This window comes from Pseudoxanthomonas sp. PXM02 (assembly GCF_014851805.1).
Lineage (GTDB): Bacteria > Pseudomonadota > Gammaproteobacteria > Xanthomonadales > Xanthomonadaceae > Pseudoxanthomonas_A.
The window spans coordinates 448,004-467,680 of the sequence record NZ_JACVAK010000002.1; the positions used below are offsets into that span (position 1 = coordinate 448,004).

Consider the following 19,677-nt stretch of genomic DNA (forward strand, 5'->3'; position numbering starts at 1 on the left):
AGGGTGGCCCGATCATAGTCGGGCCCAAGAGAGAATTAAAGAGTCGTTAAGCGCTTTTTAGAGGGGCGAAAAAGGACAATCCGCGCCACCCCGGATTCACCTAGGTGACGATCTGGTGAAGGTTTTGACGCGCATGCTCATGCAGGGATCACGTCGAAGGCGAGACTGATACGGGTGGCGGGTCCGCTGTAGGGAACGGTGTGGTGGAAAAAGTAGGAGGGGAAGAGCAGGACATCACCCGTACGAGGGCGGTAACGCGTGCTGCGGGGTGCCGCAGACAGGGCGAACTCGGGTTGTGGATGCCCGAACACGATGTCGCCCGCATCTGCTGTCGCTGCCTGGCCCGCATCAAGATAGAACACGCCGCTCATCCAGCCTGCCGGATGGATATGGGGGGTCTGGTGGCCACCTTCACGCAGGACCGTCGCCCACATCTGCAACCGCCAGCGGGTTGGCGCGGCATGCAGCCAGGGATGCCCGGCCATTGCGGTACTGGCTGCCAATGTAGCCATCCGGTTGGAGACCAGGCCGGCTATCGCACTGCCCAGGTCGTGGAACGGGGAGCCTTCCGCAAGATCCAGCATGACGGTCTGCTGTCCACCCACGGTGGAGCGACCCGTGGGCTCCCAATCAAGGCCGGGATGCGAGACCACCGCCCGTCTCAGCGCTTCCCCGCCAGCGCCATGAAGGGTGGCCAGGGTCGTTGTGTGCAGCAACGCGGTGAAGTCCATCAGCGCGTCCACTTCATGATGGTGGCCAAGCTCGTTCGCCGACAGGTACAGGCCGGCCAGCGCGGTCTGGTCTCCCGGCGACAGTCCCAGCGCACGCGTGAAACGCTGGTGGGCCGCGCGAGGCTGGTGCCCGCGGAGCAGGCACAACGCGTGGTTGGTCAGGAAGTCGGGCGCGGATGAATGCGTGGACTCGAGCCGGGAGTACAGCTGCAGGGCCGAAGGAACATCCCCCGCGCCGTCGTATGCGCTGGCCAGCGCGTGCAGGATTTCCGCGCGCCCGGGGGTGCGCTGGTCAGCCGCGCGCAGGGCATCGACGGCGCCGACCGCATCGCCTCTTCGCAGCAGCAGAATTCCCAGATTGATCCATGCGTCCACCAGGTCCGGTTGCAGACGGGTAGCCTGGCGGAAATCCTCCAGCGCATCATCCTGCCTGTGCAGCCGGAGACGGGCGAGGGCACGCTGGAGGTAAGCGGGTGCGAAGCGCGGGGCGGCCGAGAGGAAGCGGTCGAAGTCGACACTGGCCTGCGTCGGCTCATTCATCGCCATCAGGACGAGGCCACGTTGGAAGAACCCGTCGTCGTAGGAGGGATCCCGCTCCAGCGCCGCATCCAGTACCTCGCGGGCGGCGTGAAAGTCACCGGCCTGGTAGTGCACGCCAGCCAGTTCGCTCGCGACCGGTGCTCCCTGCGCCAAGCCAAGACGATACAGCCGGATGGCGTCGTTCATCAGTCCGCGCTGCAATGCGGTGCGCGCCGAGGCCACAAGTTCTGTGACGGAAGGAGTTGGGTGCGTCATCACGTAGCCGATGGTTGCATGTCTGAGGGGAAGGTCCGTCAGGCCAGTACGCCTTTTTCCCGCAACAACTGCTCGCACACCTGCTCTACGGCGGCCGCGGAGCGTCGCGGATCGGAAAAGCCGCTTTGCTGCACGGCAGCCTTGACGCGCTGGCGCAGGGCGCCAAGTTCCGCAGGGTGGTTGGCCAGCCATGCGGCCCGGCGGATGTACTCTTCGGTGTCCGCCACCACCAGGTCCTCCAATCCCAGCGCCCGATTGATGCTTACACCGAGGCGTGCAGGGGGCGTTTCGCCCGTGCGGCACAGCACTGGTAGCCCGCTGGTCACGGCATCGAGGCTTGTGGCACCTCCCTGGTAGCGGAATGCGTCAAGCATCAGGTCGCAGCTTGCCGCGCGATCCGCTTGGTCCCCCGGCGCGAGCGCGTCGACGACCATGAGTCGCGACGGGCTTCCGCCCAGGCTGTGCCAGTGACGAAGGAAGCCCGGTCGGGCCGTCGCTGGCAGGTACACCATCAGGGTCGCATCAGGCGCCAACTCCAGAATCCTGATCCACGCCGCGACCAAGGGCATATCCAGCTTGTAGCTGTTGTTGAAGCTGGCGAGCACCACCCTTCCTTCCGCCGGCATGCCGAAACGTTCGCGCTGCCTTTGTCCGCCCGCACCGGGTGCAGGCGGAAAGAGGCTGACAGGCAGATGGACGATACGGTCCTTGAAGGACCAGGTGTTGTCTGAGGGCTGCACGTGTTCGTCGAGCAGGAGAGCATCCAACCAGGGCGCCTGCTGGGCATGGAGGAAGCCGAGCCACCCCAGTTGCAGGGGCGCAGGTCGCACCGCCAGGATCTCCAGCCGCGCACCCACGGTGGGACCGTTCAAATCGATCAGGACGTGGATGCCATCGTGACGAATGCGCTGGACGATGTCCGTGGTACCCAGCGAGGCGCAGTCCACGTAGACGTCGCAGCCCTCGCGTATGCCGGCCGCGACGGGATCGTCGTACGTGCGGAGCGAGTAGGCGAAGACTTCGAATCGGTCCCGGTCATGGGAGCGGAACACGTCGCCCACCAGTTGGCCAACCGCGTGCATGCCAAAGTCGGAGGACAGGTAGCCGATCCGGATCCTGTCTTCGGGATGGATCGTTTGCAGTGCATCGGACGGGGCATGGGAAGGCGCCCGTTCGAGCACGGCCCCCATGTAACGATCCAGCGCATGTTGGACCAGCGATGCTTCCAGTGGGAGATAAGTGAGCGGGAACACCTCCAGGACCTGTCCCGCGGGGATGCCGTGTGCGACCACACGGCGGAACTTGTCGAGCGCCGCGTGTTCGCCGGAAAAATCGCACAGGCGCGCTTGCGTCTGTGCCAACCGCAGCAGCACGTCAGCGCGACCCGGGAAGATTCCGCTCGCCTGCTGGTAGCTGTCTCGCGCCAGTTCCAGATCTCCCGCCTGTTCGGCACACATGGCGATGTTGTAGATCTCGCCGGGCTGTTCTTCCGCCGCCTTCCGGTAAGCCTGTATGGCTTCTGCCCAGCGTTGCTGATGGTGCAGGCTTTCGCCAAGGTAGTGCCAGGCTTCACCGAACGCCGGCGCGAGCAACAACGCACGTCGAAGTGCCGTTTCCGCGCGGGCGTAGTGCCCTCCACGGACCTCGATGCTTCCACGCAACATCCACGCAGCGGCGTCGTGGGGCAGTCGCCCCGTCGCTTCCTCGGCGATCCGCAACGCTTCCTCAATCTCGCCATCCACGCGCAGGCAGACGACGAGTGCGAGCAGCGCGCGCGCATCGTCAGGCATGTGTCGCCTGACCTCGCGCAGCAGTGTCGCGGCCTCCTTCCTGTGCGCCATCTGCATCAGCAGGATCGCGTAGTCCAACATCAGCATGGCGTCGCCGGGCGCGGCTGCGAGCGCACGCTGGTAGTGGGCCGACGCGGTAGCGATGTCCCCGGCCGCGTGGGCGTGACGCGCGCGTTCGGCGTCGGTCATCGCGATACGACTAGTGTCCAGCCCATGCGGCTGCCTGGGCTTTGGTCCAGAGGCGCCAGCACGGAGGATCCGTAGCCTGCGGCGATGCTCTGCGTGCGTAGTTGCTCGATCTCGGTCAGCGCCATGATGGCCGCGGACAGATGCTGCAGGCGTACGCGTTCAGCCTCCAGGTCCGCGCGCGCGCGCGCCAGATACTCCAGGGCGTGTGCGGGCGAGGTCTGCGCGTGCTCCAGCGTGGTGTGCAGGTAATGGAAAGTCTTGCGCAGGATGGCGGCCTCCGGAAGTGCGGCCGCGCCGGCGACGACCTGTGTCGATGCCTGCTGGAAAGCACGATGGATGGAAGTTGCCTCCGACCCTGCGCGAGGGGGTTGGGTCGTCCCTTTTACGAGGCTGGACACCCAGTCATGCGCGAGGTCCAGGATGCGGGTTCTGTCGAACACAAGGTCGCACGCCTCGCGTTGCTGGTCGGCCGTCGACGAAATCAGAGAATCCGAGCTATGTATCAGGAAGGCTGCGCTCCCGGTGGAACCGATGACGCGGAACACCTCATGCAGCGTCGCGTCGCGTGGCCGCGAATACTCGAATGCATATTGCGACGTGACGAGTGCGACGCTGCCGTCATCGAAAGGCAGAGTGTCCATGCCCGTACGGGGATGGAAGGTGATGCCGGCGAACGAGTCGGCGCCGGAGGCCCAGCGCGGAGGATCAATATCCGCTGCATCCACCCCATGGATATCCAGGTCGAGGCCTCGTTGCGCGGCGTGATGCTTGGCCAGCAGGGCCAACGCCCCGTTGCCGGTGCCGATGTCCACGACGCGCTGTCCTGTGCCGAGGCCATCGAAGCGAGCCTTCCAGAAGGCCGCCATCTCGCCGTCATAGTTGCCATCGATAGCCGTTGAACAGGAATGCAGGACGCCGGCGCGCCAGAGCGTGCTCCAAGCGTCACCACTCTCAGGAGTCGGCCCAATTGACATGGCGTGGTCGTGGCTCACGGTGCGGGCATGTTCTTCCGGCGGCACCATGCGTTCAGCGCAACGACGATCCGTGGCCGCTCACCGGTGTAGGGAAACACTTCATGAAGAAGGTAGGAAGGGAACGCGATCATCTGGCCCGGCTTGTGGTTCAGTTGCCAGGGGCCTATCCGGTACGGCGACTGCAGTCGCTCGACGGCCGGGTCGCGATACATGTCGCAACCTGTCCGCGGATCATGGAAACGCACAGCGCCGCTCTCAGGCGTGGCACCGTCGCCGGGATCGACGCAATAGATCGCGGACCAGCTGGCGTTCGGATGGTTGTGCAGGCTCTGGAAGCCGCCCTTGCGGGTGATGTGGAACCAGGAGTGCATATCCAGTTCGAAGTTCGCCATCTCAGCGTCGGTGTACTGGTTCATCCCCTGGATGAATGTCAGTAGTGATGCACGAAGAAAGCCGAACAACTCCTTGATGGCCAGCTCCTGACGTTGGTGCAGGAAGAAATGGCTCTCGAAGATGCCGTACTGGGTGTCGCGCTGGATCGGATCCCGATGCTTGTCGCCGTAGCTTTCCAATCTAAGGAACAATGAAGACAGTTCGACATTGAGCCGGGAGGCGTCTGCAATCTGGCACTGGAGCATGGGGACTGCGTACAGCGGAAACACCTGCGCCTGGACTGTGTTGTCCGTCATGTCCGAACTCTGGAATGTGAGGATTTCATGATGCCATGGACGCGTCGCAATGGTCCGAAAAGCACGATGCCCCCGTAAGGGGGCATCGCGTGGACCCGGCGGACCGGGTCCTAGGTTGCAGCTTCCGGATGGATCAGAAGTTCTGCTCGTACTTCATGTACATCATGCGGCCGTACATGTTGTGCAGGGTGTTGCTGTAGAACGGGAAGCCGTACAGCACGTTGCTCATCGGCGCGTCCTTGTTCGCGACGTTACGCGCGCCGACGGTGACCTTGGCATTCCACGGCAGGGTTACGCCCGCCTGCACGTCGACCGTGGTCCACGAAGGCAGGAAGGTGTTCTGCGCAGCCACCGTGCTCTTCTTGCCGCTGTCGCCGATGTAGTTGGTGATCACACCGAAGTTGTAGATGCCGCCACTCCAGTTGATTGCCAGCTGACCACGGTGATCCGGGAAGCCACCGGTGCCGGCCTGCTCGATGGTGCCTGCACCCACGGGGGTGAAGTCATACTCCATCTGGTGCGACCAGGACAACTTGGTGTTGAAGGTGCCCCAACCATCAGTCTGGAAGCGCCAGCTACCCTCGAAGTCCAGACCGCGGGCGGTCTGGACCGCACCGTTGACCGTCGGCAGCAGGATCAGGTTGGCCTGACCCGGCAGAATCGTGCCGTTCGGAGCCACGATCGCGGCGCCGCGAGTCACGCCGTAAAGCGGGACATTGTTGTCACCGTTGCGGAATGCCAGCGCGCGCGGGATGGTGCCGATGATGTTTTCCAGCTCGACGTCGTAGTAGTCCAGTGCGAACGACAGATCGGCGTTCGGGCTCCACACAACGCCCAGACCCCAGTTGGTCGACTCTTCCGACGTAAGGTCCGGGTTGGAGGTGATCAGCCAGGTGTACTGCGGGCTGGCAATACACGGATTGACGGCGTACGGCTGGTACGTCGGATTGGAGATCGCCGTACGGACTGCGGTCAGCGCGGCGCAGGCCAGTTCGTCGCCACCGGCGTGCGGCGGGGTCAGCGTCGGGCCAGGGCCGCTGTTGAGGTTGGTGCTGCGGTTGTCGCCGTACATATCGACCAGGGTCGGTGCACGGAAACCTTCGCCCCACGTACCGCGGAACAGCAGCGAATCAATCGGGCGGAACTCCAGCGACACGCGCGGGGAGAACTTGCTGCCCTGATCGTTGTAGCTGTCATAGCGACCGGCCAGGGTCAGATCCAGGCTTTCGAAGATCGGAACCAGCGTTTCGAAGTAGGCAGCGTAGTAGGCGCGCTCGCCCTCGCCACCCGCACCGGCGGAGCCGAACACGTTACCTGCCGCGCTCTGGGCGTCGTAGATCTGCGTGAAGCGGTCGTCGCGGTACTCGAAGCCGGTCACGAAACCGACAGCGCCTGCGGGCATTTCGAACAGGTCGAAGCTGATGTGGCCATCAGCCGTGACGGAACGGTACTGCGATTCCACGAACACCGTGTGACCGATGCGACCAGCATTCGCGGCGACGCTGGAGTGGTTCGGATCGAACGGGTTGAACGAGCCGGAATCGATCAGCTGCTGCAGCGTGCTGCCGATACCGTAGTTGTAGTTGACGCTGTTCTGGGTGTTCAGGCCATGACCGACGCTGACTTCCCAGTCCGAGCCGCCGAACCAGTCGTTGCTGCCATTCAGGCCGACCAGGTACTCGCGCTGCTTGTCATAACGCAGCGAATCGCGGGTTCCCAGCGGGGTGAAGCGGTAGTACAGCGTGCCCGCTTCGCCGAAGGGATTGAACGGGTTGGTGGCGGAGATCGTCGGCAGGAAGCCTGCGCCACGGCCACCGTTGTCCACCGGCGCCGAGGCGTAGACGCCCAGGCTGCGGGTCTCGGAATTCAGCGCGCGGAAGAAGAACTGCGTGGCTTCGGAGAGGTTGTAGTTGCCGTTGACCAGCAGCGCGTTGCGGCGCAGCGAGGATTCATTGGCCGAGGTGGCGCCGTGATCGAAGGCGCAACGGGTCGGGCTGATCCGGATGCTGTTTTCGAACTGGTCGCAGTTGGCAACGTTGCGGGTGCCGTTCGCGTTGGAGAACGTGGCCGACGAATTGTAGGTGCTCAGGCCAGCGGTCCACCACGCGGCCGGAATCTTCTCGCGGATGTCACGGTTGTACATCATGTCGCGTTCTTGATGATCGATCACGAACGTGATGTTGCCGCGGTCGGACGAGATGCCGCCGGACAGCGAAAGGGTATTGCCATCGGGGCCGGCTTCGGACGAGGTCTCGTAGCTGGCGGTGACGTTCATGCCCTCATAATCCTTGCGCAGGATGATGTTGACCACGCCGCCGATCGCGTCGGAGCCGTACACGGCGCCGGCGCCTTCGCGCAGGATCTCGATGCGCTCGACCGCGGAGGTCGGGATCATGTTGATGTTCGCTGCACCACCGGACAGGGCGCCGGAATTGGTCATGCGGCGGCCATCGAGCAGAACCAGCGTGTAGGCAGAACCCAGACCGCGCAGGTTGATGGTGGCCTGCGAACCCGTAGCGGAGCCCGAGGATTCGCGGACCGAGCCGAACGAGTTGTAGACGTTGTTGCGCAGGAAGTCGGAGACCGACAGTTCGCCTGCAGCTTCGATGTCCGCGCGGGTGATCGTGGTGATCGGTGCCGCGGTTTCGATGTCGGTACGCTTGATGCGCGAGCCGGTCACCTCAATGCGGTTCAGCGTGGTGGTGCTCGAGTCGCTGCTCGACTCCTGGGCAAAGGCGACGCCCATGCCGGAGGCAGACACCGTACCCACCGCGAGCGCGAACGAGATCGCCTCACGGAGCTTCGTGGTTTTGCAGTTCATTCTCTCTCTCTCCCGTTAAGGGGGTATCCCAAGGTGTCCCTCGAGGCGGTCAAAAAGGGTGACCACGAAACGAGGGGGTGACCGGATACTAGTCGGGTTTTAACAAGAATTAAACCCGCGTGAAGACTGAACACGGAGAGAAGCAAGGTTAGTTACGTAAATGTGATGAAATTCACGCCTTGACGCTAGCTTGCCGTCGGCCGGCTTTCCTTAGCAACGTGACGAGCACGGGCGCACGCCTACGCCGCGCTGCTGTAGCACGGGCAACCAAGCGTGTCGCAGAAAGGTGTGGCCTTAGAGGTCCTGCTCGTACCGGACGTAGGGCACGGTGCCCTCATCGGCGTTCTCGTTCGTCAACGAGAAGGGATTCTTGCCGCGGGTAATGACGTTCTCGGCGCCGACGGTGAGCTGTCCGCTCCACGGGGTGCGCCAAGTCAGGCCCAAGCCCAGGCCTTCGAACTTGCCAGGCTGTCCGGGCACATCGATGACCCGCCCGATGATGTTGGCGCTAAACGGACCGTAGCCGCCGCCGACGGTCAGGCTGCGGCTGTTCCAGCGGTCGGCGAGGGCGGGAAGGTCTGAGGCGGGAACCAAGGTCGCTTTTGCGACAGCGCCGCCAATCGACACGAAACCTTCGCGCCCGATGTTCTTCTGGCCGAAGACGGTCAGGTCGTTCTGCTCGACACGGCTGGTGCCGCGGCCGGATGACAGCCAGGCGGGCAGGGTGTCGCGACCGGTGCCGGCGGACAGGCCCAGCTTGCCGCCCGGGCGACTCAGGATTGCCGAAGCGCTGACGCGCTGGCTGGCCGTGGCGTCGTCGTCGTCGCCGAGCGTCGCCAGCATGCAGTGGCTGGCCAGGTTGCCGATATTGCCGACCACGCCAGCGTTGCGGTTGCAGACCAGGCCCAGCTCATCGCCGCTGTCCAGGCCGAATGCAGTGGTGAGGGAGTTGCGGCCCAGGCGCCAACGCGCGCCGGCCTCGGTCTGACCCGTCGGCTCCAGCAGGAGCACGGCTTCAACCTTACCGTCGTTGTTCCAGATCGGCAGGGCGGTGGGCTTGGGGTCCGCGGCCGGCTTGCGCGTGGCCTTCTGCGCATACGCGTCCGCTGCCACGCCAGAGGCGAGCAGCAGGGCAAGCAACAGTGTCAGGCTACGCAGTTTCATGGCTCGCTTCAGACTCCTGGGTCGACCCGGAGTTCCCCTCCCGAAGGGGAACCGATGCTATGCCGTTTATGTTTCTTTAACAAGTCCCCGAGGCGGCTAACCGACCGCAGGATCACTGCAGTCGGCTTGGCGCGTCCACATCGACCTTGGGCTGGCTGAAAAGTTCCGAGATCTGCTGAGGGGAAAACCGGTATTCCTGCCCACAGAACTCGCAACGGACTTCAGCCACGCCGTCGGCCAGTGCGGCCGTCGCCTCTTGCTGCCCCAACGACTGCAGCATGCTCTCCACCCGTTCACGTGAACAAGAGCAGCCGAAGCGAATTGAGCGCTGGGTCAGGGTTTGCGGCGATTCTTCATGGAACAGGCGGTGCAGCAAGTCCAGGACCGGGGTGGCGAGCAGTTCCGACTCGCCCAGCGTATCGAACAGCGCACCGACCCGATTCCAGCCGTCGTCATCGCCCTCGTCGCCGGGCAGCTTCTGCAACATAAGGCCGCAAGCCCGCTCGCGGTCCGCCGCCAGCAGCAGGCGCGTGGGGAGCTGTTCGGACTGTCGGAAATAGTCCTCGAAGGCTTCCGCCAGACGGCTGGCCTGCAGGCCGACCAAGCTCTGGTAGCGCTGCGGCTCGCGCGGATCCAGCCCGGGGTTTTCGATGGTGATGGCCAGCAGGGCGTCATCACCGAGGTCCCGCAGGTCACGCGGCGCATCCTGGTTCTCGGAGAGCTGAGCGATGCCGCGTACGGTGCCCGCCGCGGTGCACTCGGCGAACAGGCCACGCAGGTTGCCCTGGCTGCGCAACTGGATCGAGAGCCGGCCATCGACCTTGGTGTGGCCGGTGAACAGCACGGCGGCTGCGCTTGCCTCGCCCAGCAGTTCGCGCGCTGCCGCCGGATAGTCGGTGCGCCCGGCCACCGTCTGCCAGGTCTCGTCCAGCCGTACGGCCACGCCACGGACGCCGGCGGCAGGCAAGAGGAAGCGGGTCAGAGTGTCGGGGGACGCGTCGGCGGTCATGGGAATCCGTGCAGGGAATGCGGGGTGGGTGGGCGTCTCGGCATAATGCCGAGATACGCACATCACAAAGGGGAACCGACACGATGGGGGCAACCAACACCATCCTCAAGATCCGGCTGGCCCGATGAGCACGGCAACGGTCGCAACGGTGCCGCGCCGACGACGCTGGTTCCGATGGCTGCTGGCACTGCCGTTCCTGTTCGGAGCGGCGAGCATCCTGCAGGTCGTGGTGCTCCGGTTCGTGGATCCGCCGTTCACGGCGTTCATGGCGGCGCGGGTGATCGAGGCGTGGGGGCAGGGCGAGTTCGGTTTCCGCGTGGCCTACGATTGGCGCGACCTGGATCGCATGGCGCCCAGCCTGCCGCTGTCGATGGTGGCCGCGGAGGACCAGAACTTCGCGATCCACCATGGGTTCGACCTGGGCGCGATCGAGAAAGCGCGGGTCCACAATCGCAAGATGGTCGAGCGCGCCGAGAAGCGCGGACGGCCGGTGACGCGCCTGCGGGGGGCCAGCACCATCAGCCAGCAGGTGGCGAAGAACCTGTTCCTCTGGCAGGGCACGAATCGTGTCTCGCGCTGGGCCCGTAAGGGACTGGAAGCCTGGTACACGGTGTTGATCGAAACCCTGTGGCCGAAGCGCCGGATTCTGGAGGTCTACGCGAACGTCGCCGAGTTCGGTGATGGCGTGTATGGCGGGCAGGCGGCGGCGCGAAGCTACTGGGGCAAGGATGCAGGTCGACTGACGGCCAATGAAAGCGCGCGTCTCGCGGCCGTGCTGCCATCGCCGCGCCGGTATAACGCGCACCGTCCCGGTCCTTATGTGCAGCGCCGCGCCGCCGGCATCCAGCGGCAGGTCCGGCAGATTGGCGGCGTCGCGTATCTCGAGGCACTGCAATGAACCACCAGGGTCCTTGGCAGGTCACCGTGGTGGTGGCCGCCTACAACGAAGCGCAAGCGCTGCCGCTGCTGCATCCGCGCGTCATGGCGGCGCTGGATGCGCTGGATGGCGTGCAGGGACGCGTGCTGTATGTCGACGACGGCAGTCGTGACGCCACGTGGCCGGTGATGTGCGCGCTGGCGGCGGCTGACCCGAGCGTGTCGGTGCTGCGGCTTTCGCGCAACTTCGGCAAGGAGGCGGCGCTGACCGCGGGCCTGGACCGTGTCGAGAGCGGCGCGGCGCTGATCCTGGATGCCGACGGGCAGGATCCGCCGGAGCTGATCGGCGAGTTCGTGCGGGAGTGGCAGGCCGGCTACGACAACGTGCACGGCACGCGCGTCGAGCGCGATGGCGAGGGCTGGTTGAAGCGCGCCACCGCGCATGCGTTCTACCGCGTGATCGGTCGCCTGTCGAAGACGCCGATCCCGGCCGACACCGGTGACTTCCGCCTGCTGTCGCCGCGCGCGCTGGCCGCATTGCGCGAACTGCGCGAGCGGCACCGTTTCATGAAGGGGTTGTTCGGCTGGGTGGGCTTCAACCAGAAAGCACTGCCTTACCATCGCGAGGCTCGCGTGGCAGGCAACAGCAGCTTCGGTTTCTGGAAGCTGTGGAACTTCGCGCTGGAGGGCATCACCAGCTTCACCACCGCGCCGTTGCGCGTGGCGACCTACCTGGGCGTGCTGACCGCGCTGCTGGCATTCGCCTTCGCGATCTATATCGTGGGCAAGGCCCTGCTGTTTGGCGACCCGGTGGCGGGTTGGCCGACGATGATGACCGTGATCCTCTTCATGGGCGGCGTGCAGTTAGTGGCGCTGGGCCTGATCGGCGAGTACCTGGGCCGCCTGTACGAGGAATCCAAACAGCGCCCGCTGTACCTGGTCGATGCATGGCAACCCGCGTCGGCAGGAGTATCCTTGGCCGGGCCAGATCGGCCCGCTCCCTTTCCAGGAGATCGCCATGCGCACGGTTCGTCAGTTGCTGGGGGCCAAGACCCCTGAAGTCTTCGCGGTATCCCCGGACGCTTCAGTCCTCGATGCCATCAAGTTGATGGCCGAGAAGGGGGTTGGCGCAGTACTCGCCATGCAGGGCCCGCGACTGTGCGGCATCGTGTCCGAGCGCGACTACGCACGCAAGGTCGTGCTGCAGGGGCGCTCGTCATCGAATACGCCGGTGCGCGACATCATGACGGCGAAGGTGGTGACGGTGCGGCCTGACGACAGTGTCGATCACTGCATGCAGGTCGTCACCGAGCACCGAATCCGCCACCTGCCGGTCGCGGAGGGCGATGCCATCGTTGGTGTCATCTCGATCGGCGATCTGGTGAAGGCGGTGATCGAAGACCAGCAGGTGGAACTCGACCAGTTGCAGCGCTACATCGCCAGCTGATCCGCGTTACTTAGCGTACTGCCCGCCGCAGGCGCTGTCCTCGCCCGGGCCCACCTCGATCGTGGCCAGCAGCGCCGCCGGCGGCGTGATGGTGCCCAGCGCCACGGCTACGGCGCCGCGCAGTCCCAGGCGCTTGAAGTCCGGGCGGAACGAGGGATCCCTGAACGTTCCGCCGATGACCAAAGGCGACCGCAACGCCAGGATGCTGCGGTCCTTAGGACGCGGCCGCATCTCCAGATCCAGCGTCTCGTCCTTCAGGCTGACCTGGCCCTTGCCGACGATGATGGTGTCGCTGGTGTCGAAGGCCAGCGTGCGCGTCTGCATCACGCCACCCTTCACCGCGAAGTCGCCGAAGGCGCAGCGCACCGGCACGGTCTTGTCCTTGGTCACCAGGAACTTCAGTGCCTCGGCGATATCCAGCCCCGCCAGTTCCATCAGCAGGTTGCTGATCTGGCCGCGTCCCATGCCGACGGCAATGTCGCCATCGGCCGTGCCAAGGATGCCGGCGATCGAGTTGCCGGTGCCGGCCAGCGTCAGGTCGCCGCCAATGCGGCCGATGGCGGTCTTCGTCAGTTCGGCATTCGGGAACAACTCGCCCAGGTCGAGCCCGCGCACGGTGATCTTCGCGTTGGTGCGGATGGTGTCGGTGCGAGCGTCCATGCGGATCTGCGAACGGATGTCGCCCTGCGCAACGCCAAAGTTCAACGGTTCCAGTCGCAGCAGGCCCGCATCCAGCAGCAGGTGCGCGTCCATGTCGTCGATCGGCAGGCTAGGTGCGTTGATCCGGTGCGCCTTCCAGCGCACGTCGGCATCCATCGCGCGCAGCTTGACGAGGTCGTAGGGCGTATCCGGCAGCACGCGCGCATCGGCTGCGACGGCGGCCGCTTCCGCACGCTGCTCCGCATTGCTGGCCTCGCTGCCACCGGTCTGCGGGGGCGCGCCGACGAAGCCGGCCAGGTCGTCGAAGTCCAGTCGCTTGGATACCAGATTCGCCTTGAGCAGCGGGCGTTCGCGACCGACCGTGACGCTGGCCGAACCACCGAGGTCGCTGTCGCCGACGACACCGGCAAAGTCTTCGTAGTTCCAGGTGTTGCCGTCGCGCGTGAAGCGACCGTCCAGCCGGTAGGGCGGCGAGGGCGGCGTGGCGACACCGATCAGCGGGAACAGGTCTTCCAGGTTCTGCCCGGCCAGCATCAGCTTCAGATCGAAGTCGCGCAGGCGGAACGGGTCGAGCAGGGTGCCGCGCGCATGGGCGCGGGTGGGTCCGGCGGTCGCACGCAGGTCGATGCGGTAGGGCTTGTCGGTATCGCGCAGGGCCAGCGGAGACGCCACCTGGCCGGCCAGCGTGAAGCGGTTGCCTGCCCAGCGGCCCTTGCCTTCCACGTCGACGGCGGATGCCTCGTCCGGTGTCGGGGCTTTCGCGCTGTCCAGCGTGATGTCGACATCGGTCTTCGTCTTCGGGTCGAGGAACAGCAGACGGCCGTCGTCGATCCAGAGGTCGCGGAACGTCGTTCGACTTTCACCACTCGTGTCGCCGAAGACCCAGTTGCCCGTGCCGTCGGGTCCTGTTTCCAGTCGCAGCTGAGGCTTCGTCAGGTGGATGCGCGGAATGCGGGTCTCGCGTTTGAACACCAGCGGTAACACTTCCACGCTCAGTTCCGCACGATCGACCGCCGCCATCGTCGGCACCTTCGACCACGTGGCGTTGCCGAAGGTCAGCGCATCACCGCTTACGGTCGTTACACGGCCAAGATCGACGTCCAGGTCGCCGGCGATGTGGAAGCTGCGCCCGGTCTGCCGCTCGACGACCCACTCGATCGGGCGGCGCAACCAGTTCCATTCGAACAGGATCGCCACCACCACGATGATCGCCGCCACGACACCGAGGATGACGGCACTCGTCTTCGAGAGAGGACGCAGAGCGAAGCGGCGACGTGGGGAAGGCGCGGCGTTCATGGCCCCATGGTTGGGGACCGCGCGTTCACGTACCGCGAAACAGGATTTTCTGGTTCATGTGCGGGACACGAACGTCGATGCGCGTTTCACGCCAGGCGGGGCAACAGCACCTGCTGGGTAACGGCCACGAAGTGGCAGACGCTGCCGCCGATCACGAAGAGATGCCAGATCGCATGCGAGTAGGGGATCGATTCGCGGTGATAGAAGAAGGTGCCCAGCGTGTAGAACAGGCCGCCTGCCAGCAGCCAGCCGAGCGTCCACGGATCGACCGACGTCAGCAGCGGCTTGATCGCCACGACGACCAGCCAGCCCATCGCGATGTAGATGATGGTCGACAACAGTTTGAAGCGGCCGGTATAGAACAGCTTGAAGATCACGCCGGCAATGGCGATCGTCCAGATCGCGACGAACAGGCCCCAGCCCCACGGACCGCGCAGGCCGATCAGGGTGAACGGCGTATAGGTACCCGCGATCAGCAGATAGATCGCGCAGTGATCGAACACCTTCAGCCGGCCTTTCGCCACCGGGTGCTGGATGGCGTGGTACAGCGTGGACGCCGTGTAGAGCAGCAGCAGGGTGACGCCGAACACGATCGAGGCACCGAGCTGCCAGCCGTCGCCGTGGATCGCCGCCAGGGTGATCAGCACCGCGCCGCCGGCCAGTGCGAGTACCGCGCCCAGCCCATGCGTCAGCGCGCTGGCAATCTCGTCGCGCAGGTCGACCAGATGATCGGCCCGCTTGCGGTTGCGCAGGGTCTGGAAGGAAGTCGGCTTGCTCATGGCGCCACGTTACCGCAATGCAGCACGTGGTGCATGGACCGTCCGGCGATCCGTCAGCCGGTGTCGGGTTTCGGGATGTCCCCGCCAACCCGGCACCGGTCGACGCGTGCGTGATCAGATCGCGGCGGCGCCGCTCAGTGCCGCCATGTCGGGGCGGAACACCAGACAAAGTGCAAGGCCGGCGAGGAACAGGATCAGTGGGATCTTGTTCTGGGCGAAGTTCTTGATGCCGTAGTAGATCGTGTAGAAGCCACAGATGAAACAGAAGACGGCGGCCAGCGCACCATCCTTCTTCGCGGCGTTCACGGTCATCCAGATCGCGCCCGCCAGCACCAGCACCACCCCAAGAAAGTACATCGCCCTCTCCCCGTTGCGCCGCCGGATGGCGGTCCGGCGAAGCCTAGCGGATCAATGTCGCCGGCGGGATGCCGCAAGGAAATACGCGCACCGAACGTAACCCGCAAGACACGTCCTGCGGGTGGTCGTCCTGCGCAAGGGCCCGATCAGCCCAGGTCGACGCTGTGGGCATGCTCGCGCGTGGCCAGGAACTGCACGTCCGGCGCACGTTCCTGCGCCAATTGCAGGTTCACCCGTGTCGGCGCCAGGTAGACCAGCTCGCCGGCGGCATCCAGTGCCAGGTTCATCGCGTTCTTGTCGCGGAACTCTTCCAGCTTCTTCGCGTTGTCGCAGCGGATCCAGCGCGCCGTGGCCACGCTGACATTCTCGAACGACGCATCCACGCCGTACTCGTCCTTCAGGCGGTAGGCCACCACGTCGAACTGCAGCACGCCGACTGCGCCCAGGATCAGGTCGTTGCTCATCAGTGGGCGGAAGAACTGGGTGGCGCCTTCTTCCGACAGCTGCGCCAGGCCCTTTTGCAACTGCTTGAGCTTGAGCGGATCGCGCAGGCGGGCGCGGCGGAACAGCTCAGGCGCGAAGTTCGGGATGCCGGTGAACGACAGCGCCTCGCCCTCGGTGAACGTGTCGCCGATGGAGATGGTGCCGTGGTTGTGGATGCCGATCACGTCGCCGGGGTAGGCCTCCGCGGCGATCTCGCGGTCGCTGGCCATGAAGGTCAGCGCGTTGGCCAGCTTCATTTCCTTGCCGCTGCGCACATGGAAGGTCTTCATGCCAGCTTCGAAGCGGCCCGAGCACACGCGCATGAACGCCACGCGGTCGCGGTGCTGCGGGTCCATGTTGGCCTGGATCTTGAACACGAAGCCGGTCAGCTTGCCTTCGTCCGGCTGCACTTCGCGGCCAGTGGTCTCGCGCGCCAGCGGCGACGGCGCATGCTCGACGAAGAAGTCCAGCAGCGGCTGTACGCCGAAGTTGTTGACGCCCGAGCCGAAGAACACCGGCGTCTGCTTGCCGTCCAGGTAGGCCTGCTTATCGAACGGATGGCTGGCGCCTTGCACGAGTTCCAACTCGTCGCGCAGCGCGGACAGCATCTCGCTACCGATGCGCGCTTCCAGCTGCGGGTCGTCGAACGAGGCGAAGATGGTCGAGTCCTGGCGGGTGAAATTGCGGCCCGGCTCGTACAGGTGCACTTCGCCGGTCAGCAGGTGCACCACGCCCTTCAGGCGCTGGCCCATGCCGATCGGCCATGTCACCGGCGCGCACTGGATGCCCAGCACGCTTTCCACTTCATCCAGCAGCTCGATCGGGTCCTTGCCCTCGCGGTCCAGCTTGTTGATGAAGGTCATGATGGGCGTGTCGCGCAGGCGGCAGACTTCCATCAGCTTGATCGTGCGTTCCTCGACGCCCTTGGCCACGTCGATGACCATCAGCGCGCTGTCCACCGCAGTGAGCACGCGGTAGGTGTCCTCGCCGAAGTCGGCGTGGCCCGGTGTGTCCAGCAGGTTGACGATCTTGCCTTCGTACGGGAACTGCATCACCGACGAGGTGACCGAGATGCCGCGCTCCTTTTCCAGCGCCATCCAGTCCGAGGTCGCGTGGCGCGCGGCCTTGCGGCCCTTCACCGAGCCGGCCATCTGGATCGCGCCGCCGAACAGCAGCAGCTTTTCCGTCAGCGTGGTCTTGCCGGCGTCGGGGTGGGAAATGATGGCGAAGGTGCGGCGGCGCGTGGCTTCGTTGGCCACGGCGCTGGTCGGATTGGACATGGGGCGGACGCCCGGACGGGCGCTGAAGGAGCGGGAAGGCGGCGATTATAGCGGCCGGGACGCAGGCCGGCCCTGCTGGCTCAGCGGCCGGCGGGGAACTGCAGCTGGCCCAGCGGCCCGAACATGCGGAACGGCACCGATTCCAGCCGCATGCCGCGGTTGGCCTGCACCACGAAATGCAGGTGTGGCGCGGTCGAGAAGCCGGTGTTGCCGGACAGGCCGATGTACTGGCCCTTGCGGACGTACTGGCCCACGCGCACCTGCGCGCCCTCGGCCTTGAGGTGCGCATACAGCGCCATGCTCCCGTCGCTGTGCAGGATGCGGATGAAATTGGCACGGCCGCCGTATTTCTCGCGGTTCAGGCCGGCCTTGTCGAAGTCCGATTCCACCTGCATCACCAGACCCTCGCGCGCCGCCACGATGCGGGTGCCTTCGGGCACCGCGAAATCCACCGCGTGAAGGTTCTGCACGTCGCTGTGGCTGAAGCGGCCGCCCGGGCCCTGGTCGACCCGGACGCGGCCGTAGTCGAACGGCAGGCGGTACTCGTAGTCCTGTGGCTGGCTGGCCGGGTCGCCGGGCATGCCGTCCAGGGTCAGTTCGAAGTCGCCACCACGCAGCGGGTCGGTCACGCTGATGTTGGCCACCAGCACGCTGCTGCGCGCCGGGACCACGGCACGCGCGGGCAGGGCGGGGGCGCTGCGGACGTCACGCTGGCGGCGGAAGCCTAGCTGCACCTCCACGGGACCGTGCATCAGGTTGTCGGCCCAGGCCTGGTAGCGCGCGCCCTGCTTCTCCAGCCGCAGGCGTACCAGCGCGCTGGGCGGGTTGCGGAAGCGCATGACGTCCACCCCGCTGCCGGCCAGCTGGTCCGGTGGCGGCGGCTGGTCGCCGTACTGCGTGTAGCCCTGCTTGTCCTTCCAGCGGTACAGGCGGGCAGCGCCCAGGTCGCCGATGCTGCCGACCAGCACCGCGACGCCGCAGGCCAGGGCCAGCAGGCGCGCGTTCACCGCGGGCAGCCGCCTTGCAGGTCGAGCGCGCGGGCGATGTCGCGCAGGTCGAAGGCGGCCAGCGAGGCATCGTTGTGCAGCGCGAACAGCGCGCCGGCGGGGAAGCGCTTCGTCGGCATCGCGTAGACGGTCTCGCCGTCGGTGTTCGAGGTGACCTTGCCGGAGAACACGCCGGCGGGGGCCAGCGTGGCGCGGTCGAACACGCGGAAGCGGGTCGGCGTCAGCTGGTCCACCGCGATCCAGTAGCCGTCTTCGGTGCTGCATGACCACAGCGCAATGCCCTCGGCATCGGCATCGAACACCGGCAGGCTGTGTCCGTTGTAGGTGCCGGTGGCCAACCGGTAGTCGCGCAGGGTGGAGCCGACGCGCCGGTCTTCCTCGGCGATCAGCAGCCGGCCGTGCGCCGGATCGCCGGCGATGGACTCGACCATCCGCAGCGCGCCCGCTGCGCCGGTGTCGCCGAACTGGCCCAGCAGCCGGGTTTCCAGCTTGCCGCCTTCCTCCACGCGCACCTGGAACCGCTTCACGCGTCCATCCAGTTCCGCCATCGGGGGCAGGGTCATGGTGCGGAAATCGGCCATGAAGCTGTCGGTGACGAACAGTTCCAGTTCGCCCGGCGCGGTCTCGTGCACCCACAGACCGTACGGCGAGCGCAGGACGTCGGCGCCAAAGGCGCCCAGCGGCGCGAACTCCGGCAGGCGGAAGGCCTGCACCCGGTGGTTGTCGCGCTCGGCCACGAACAGCAGGTCGCCGAATACCGCGATGCCGTTCGGCCGGTTGAACTGGCCCACCGCGCTGCCTGGCGCACCGACCGTACGCAGGCGCTGGCCGGTGTCGGCGTCGTAGACGGCCAGGTGGTGGGTGGCCTTGGCGGTGGCGATCAGCCAGACCTGCCCGGCCTCGGTCGGCCAGGCGACCAGCGAGTCCAGTTCGTCCCCGGCGACGGGGTCCGAGACCCAGGCTTCCGGAATGACGGCATCGGCCGCCGTTTTCGGCGGGGGAGCGGGGGGCGTGGAAGTGTGGACGGGGGCGGTGGAACAGGCGGCCAGCAAGGCTGCGCACAGGCCGCCCAGGAGGAGATTCCGGGTCATGTCATGAATTATGCGGCATCGCCCGACCTGCCGGCAGGGCGACCGCGGTCAAAATCCATCGCTTCATCCGAATAAAGCGATTGACATCCGCCGACGGGCTGGGCAAAGTACGTCCACCATCGAGACCGGCAGAGGGACAGGCCCGAAGAAGCCGGGGCAGCCAGCGACGCGCAAGCGCCGTGGTGGTGCCAAATCCTGCGGGGACCTCAGCGTCTGCCGGAAGATGGTTCGTACCGTGC

At 65.7% G+C, this 19,677-nt stretch carries 16 protein-coding genes and 1 riboswitch; of the genes, 3 read left to right on the forward strand and 13 right to left on the reverse strand.

The features are described 5' to 3' along the window. Positions 1-137: 137 nt before the first annotated feature. The 7 genes from IB225_RS10805 to IB225_RS10835 all read right to left on the reverse strand — a co-directional run bounded on the left by IB225_RS10805 (position 138) and on the right by IB225_RS10835 (position 10,162). Positions 138-1,604 (reverse strand): putative 2OG-Fe(II) oxygenase, encoded by a 1,467-nt coding sequence (locus tag IB225_RS10805; protein ID WP_345776611.1) that lies wholly within the window; start codon positions 1,602-1,604, stop codon positions 138-140. Continuing rightward, positions 1,565-3,505, reverse strand: a complete 1,941-nt coding sequence (locus tag IB225_RS10810) for a tetratricopeptide repeat protein (RefSeq protein ID WP_192311254.1) — start codon at positions 3,503-3,505, stop codon at positions 1,565-1,567. Before IB225_RS10810 ends, IB225_RS10805 begins: the two co-directional genes overlap by 40 nt. Beyond that, positions 3,502-4,497 (reverse strand): class I SAM-dependent methyltransferase, encoded by a 996-nt coding sequence (locus IB225_RS10815; protein WP_192311255.1) that lies wholly within the window; start codon positions 4,495-4,497, stop codon positions 3,502-3,504. The genes IB225_RS10810 and IB225_RS10815 overlap by 4 nt, the downstream gene beginning before the upstream one ends. After that, entirely contained in the window at positions 4,494-5,168 is a 675-nt protein-coding gene (locus IB225_RS10820; protein WP_192311256.1) for a TIGR02466 family protein, read from the reverse strand. Before IB225_RS10820 ends, IB225_RS10815 begins: the two co-directional genes overlap by 4 nt. A gap of 133 nt (positions 5,169-5,301) precedes the next feature. Next, positions 5,302-7,989 (reverse strand): TonB-dependent receptor, encoded by a 2,688-nt coding sequence (locus IB225_RS10825; protein ID WP_192311257.1) that lies wholly within the window; start codon positions 7,987-7,989, stop codon positions 5,302-5,304. 294 nt (positions 7,990-8,283) lie between these two features. Beyond that, positions 8,284-9,129, reverse strand: coding sequence for a hypothetical protein (locus IB225_RS10830; RefSeq protein ID WP_192311873.1), 846 nt, complete (start codon positions 9,127-9,129; stop codon positions 8,284-8,286). A gap of 136 nt (positions 9,130-9,265) precedes the next feature. Then, positions 9,266-10,162: an Hsp33 family molecular chaperone HslO gene (locus tag IB225_RS10835; protein ID WP_192311258.1), complete on the reverse strand. Its 897-nt coding sequence runs from the start codon at positions 10,160-10,162 to the stop codon at positions 9,266-9,268. Positions 10,163-10,286: 124 nt separating this feature from the next. On the opposite strand from IB225_RS10835, the gene mtgA reads away from it, so the two are divergent. From mtgA to IB225_RS10850, 3 genes are read left to right on the forward strand one after another with little or no spacing between them, the layout of a single operon-like run. Then, positions 10,287-11,060, forward strand: coding sequence for a monofunctional biosynthetic peptidoglycan transglycosylase (mtgA, locus tag IB225_RS10840; RefSeq protein ID WP_192311259.1), 774 nt, complete (start codon positions 10,287-10,289; stop codon positions 11,058-11,060). After that, positions 11,057-12,097: a glycosyltransferase family 2 protein gene (locus IB225_RS10845; RefSeq protein WP_192311260.1), complete on the forward strand. Its 1,041-nt coding sequence runs from the start codon at positions 11,057-11,059 to the stop codon at positions 12,095-12,097. The genes mtgA and IB225_RS10845 overlap by 4 nt, the downstream gene beginning before the upstream one ends. Beyond that, complete coding sequence (locus IB225_RS10850) at positions 12,057-12,485, forward strand: CBS domain-containing protein (protein ID WP_192311261.1); 429 nt, start codon at positions 12,057-12,059, stop codon at positions 12,483-12,485. The genes IB225_RS10845 and IB225_RS10850 overlap by 41 nt, the downstream gene beginning before the upstream one ends. Positions 12,486-12,491: 6 nt before the next feature. On the opposite strand, the gene IB225_RS10855 is transcribed toward IB225_RS10850, so the two are convergent. From IB225_RS10855 to IB225_RS20380, 6 genes are all read right to left on the reverse strand, one after another. After that, complete coding sequence (locus IB225_RS10855; RefSeq protein WP_192311262.1) at positions 12,492-14,441, reverse strand: AsmA family protein; 1,950 nt, start codon at positions 14,439-14,441, stop codon at positions 12,492-12,494. An 86-nt stretch (positions 14,442-14,527) separates the two neighbouring features. Then, positions 14,528-15,220 (reverse strand): hemolysin III family protein, encoded by a 693-nt coding sequence (locus tag IB225_RS10860; RefSeq protein WP_192311263.1) that lies wholly within the window; start codon positions 15,218-15,220, stop codon positions 14,528-14,530. A gap of 114 nt (positions 15,221-15,334) precedes the next feature. After that, entirely contained in the window at positions 15,335-15,577 is a 243-nt protein-coding gene (locus IB225_RS10865) for a hypothetical protein (protein ID WP_192311264.1), read from the reverse strand. A 146-nt stretch (positions 15,578-15,723) separates the two neighbouring features. Beyond that, entirely contained in the window at positions 15,724-17,340 is a 1,617-nt protein-coding gene (locus IB225_RS10870; RefSeq protein ID WP_192311265.1) for a peptide chain release factor 3, read from the reverse strand. An 80-nt stretch (positions 17,341-17,420) separates the two neighbouring features. Further along, the gene (locus IB225_RS10875; protein ID WP_345776612.1) at positions 17,421-18,347 is read right to left on the reverse strand and encodes a M23 family metallopeptidase; all 927 of its coding nucleotides are present in this window, start codon (positions 18,345-18,347) and stop codon (positions 17,421-17,423) included. Continuing rightward, positions 18,344-19,438, reverse strand: a complete 1,095-nt coding sequence (locus IB225_RS20380) for a phytase (protein ID WP_225583690.1) — start codon at positions 19,436-19,438, stop codon at positions 18,344-18,346. The genes IB225_RS10875 and IB225_RS20380 overlap by 4 nt, the downstream gene beginning before the upstream one ends. Before the next feature lie 113 nt (positions 19,439-19,551). Then, positions 19,552-19,668: riboswitch (SAM riboswitch) on the forward strand. Positions 19,669-19,677 lie beyond the last annotated feature (9 nt).

Bases quoted from the DNA above. Each gene is read 5' to 3' on its own strand.
- IB225_RS10825 (WP_192311257.1), bottom strand. From the start codon at position 7,989: ATGAACTGCAAAACCACGAAGCTCCGTGAGGCGATCTCGTTCGCGCTC.
- IB225_RS20380 (WP_225583690.1), bottom strand. From the start codon at position 19,438: ATGACCCGGAATCTCCTCCTGGGCGGCCTGTGCGCAGCCTTGCTGGCC.
- IB225_RS10820 (WP_192311256.1), bottom strand. From the start codon at position 5,168: ATGACGGACAACACAGTCCAGGCGCAGGTGTTTCCGCTGTACGCAGTC.
- IB225_RS10850 (WP_192311261.1), top strand. From the start codon at position 12,057: ATGCGCACGGTTCGTCAGTTGCTGGGGGCCAAGACCCCTGAAGTCTTC.
- IB225_RS10810 (WP_192311254.1), bottom strand. From the start codon at position 3,505: ATGACCGACGCCGAACGCGCGCGTCACGCCCACGCGGCCGGGGACATC.
- IB225_RS10855 (WP_192311262.1), bottom strand. From the start codon at position 14,441: ATGAACGCCGCGCCTTCCCCACGTCGCCGCTTCGCTCTGCGTCCTCTC.
- IB225_RS10860 (WP_192311263.1), bottom strand. From the start codon at position 15,220: ATGAGCAAGCCGACTTCCTTCCAGACCCTGCGCAACCGCAAGCGGGCC.
- IB225_RS10835 (WP_192311258.1), bottom strand. From the start codon at position 10,162: ATGACCGCCGACGCGTCCCCCGACACTCTGACCCGCTTCCTCTTGCCT.
- mtgA (WP_192311259.1), top strand. From the start codon at position 10,287: ATGAGCACGGCAACGGTCGCAACGGTGCCGCGCCGACGACGCTGGTTC.
- IB225_RS10865 (WP_192311264.1), bottom strand. From the start codon at position 15,577: ATGTACTTTCTTGGGGTGGTGCTGGTGCTGGCGGGCGCGATCTGGATG.
- IB225_RS10845 (WP_192311260.1), top strand. From the start codon at position 11,057: ATGAACCACCAGGGTCCTTGGCAGGTCACCGTGGTGGTGGCCGCCTAC.
- IB225_RS10870 (WP_192311265.1), bottom strand. From the start codon at position 17,340: ATGTCCAATCCGACCAGCGCCGTGGCCAACGAAGCCACGCGCCGCCGC.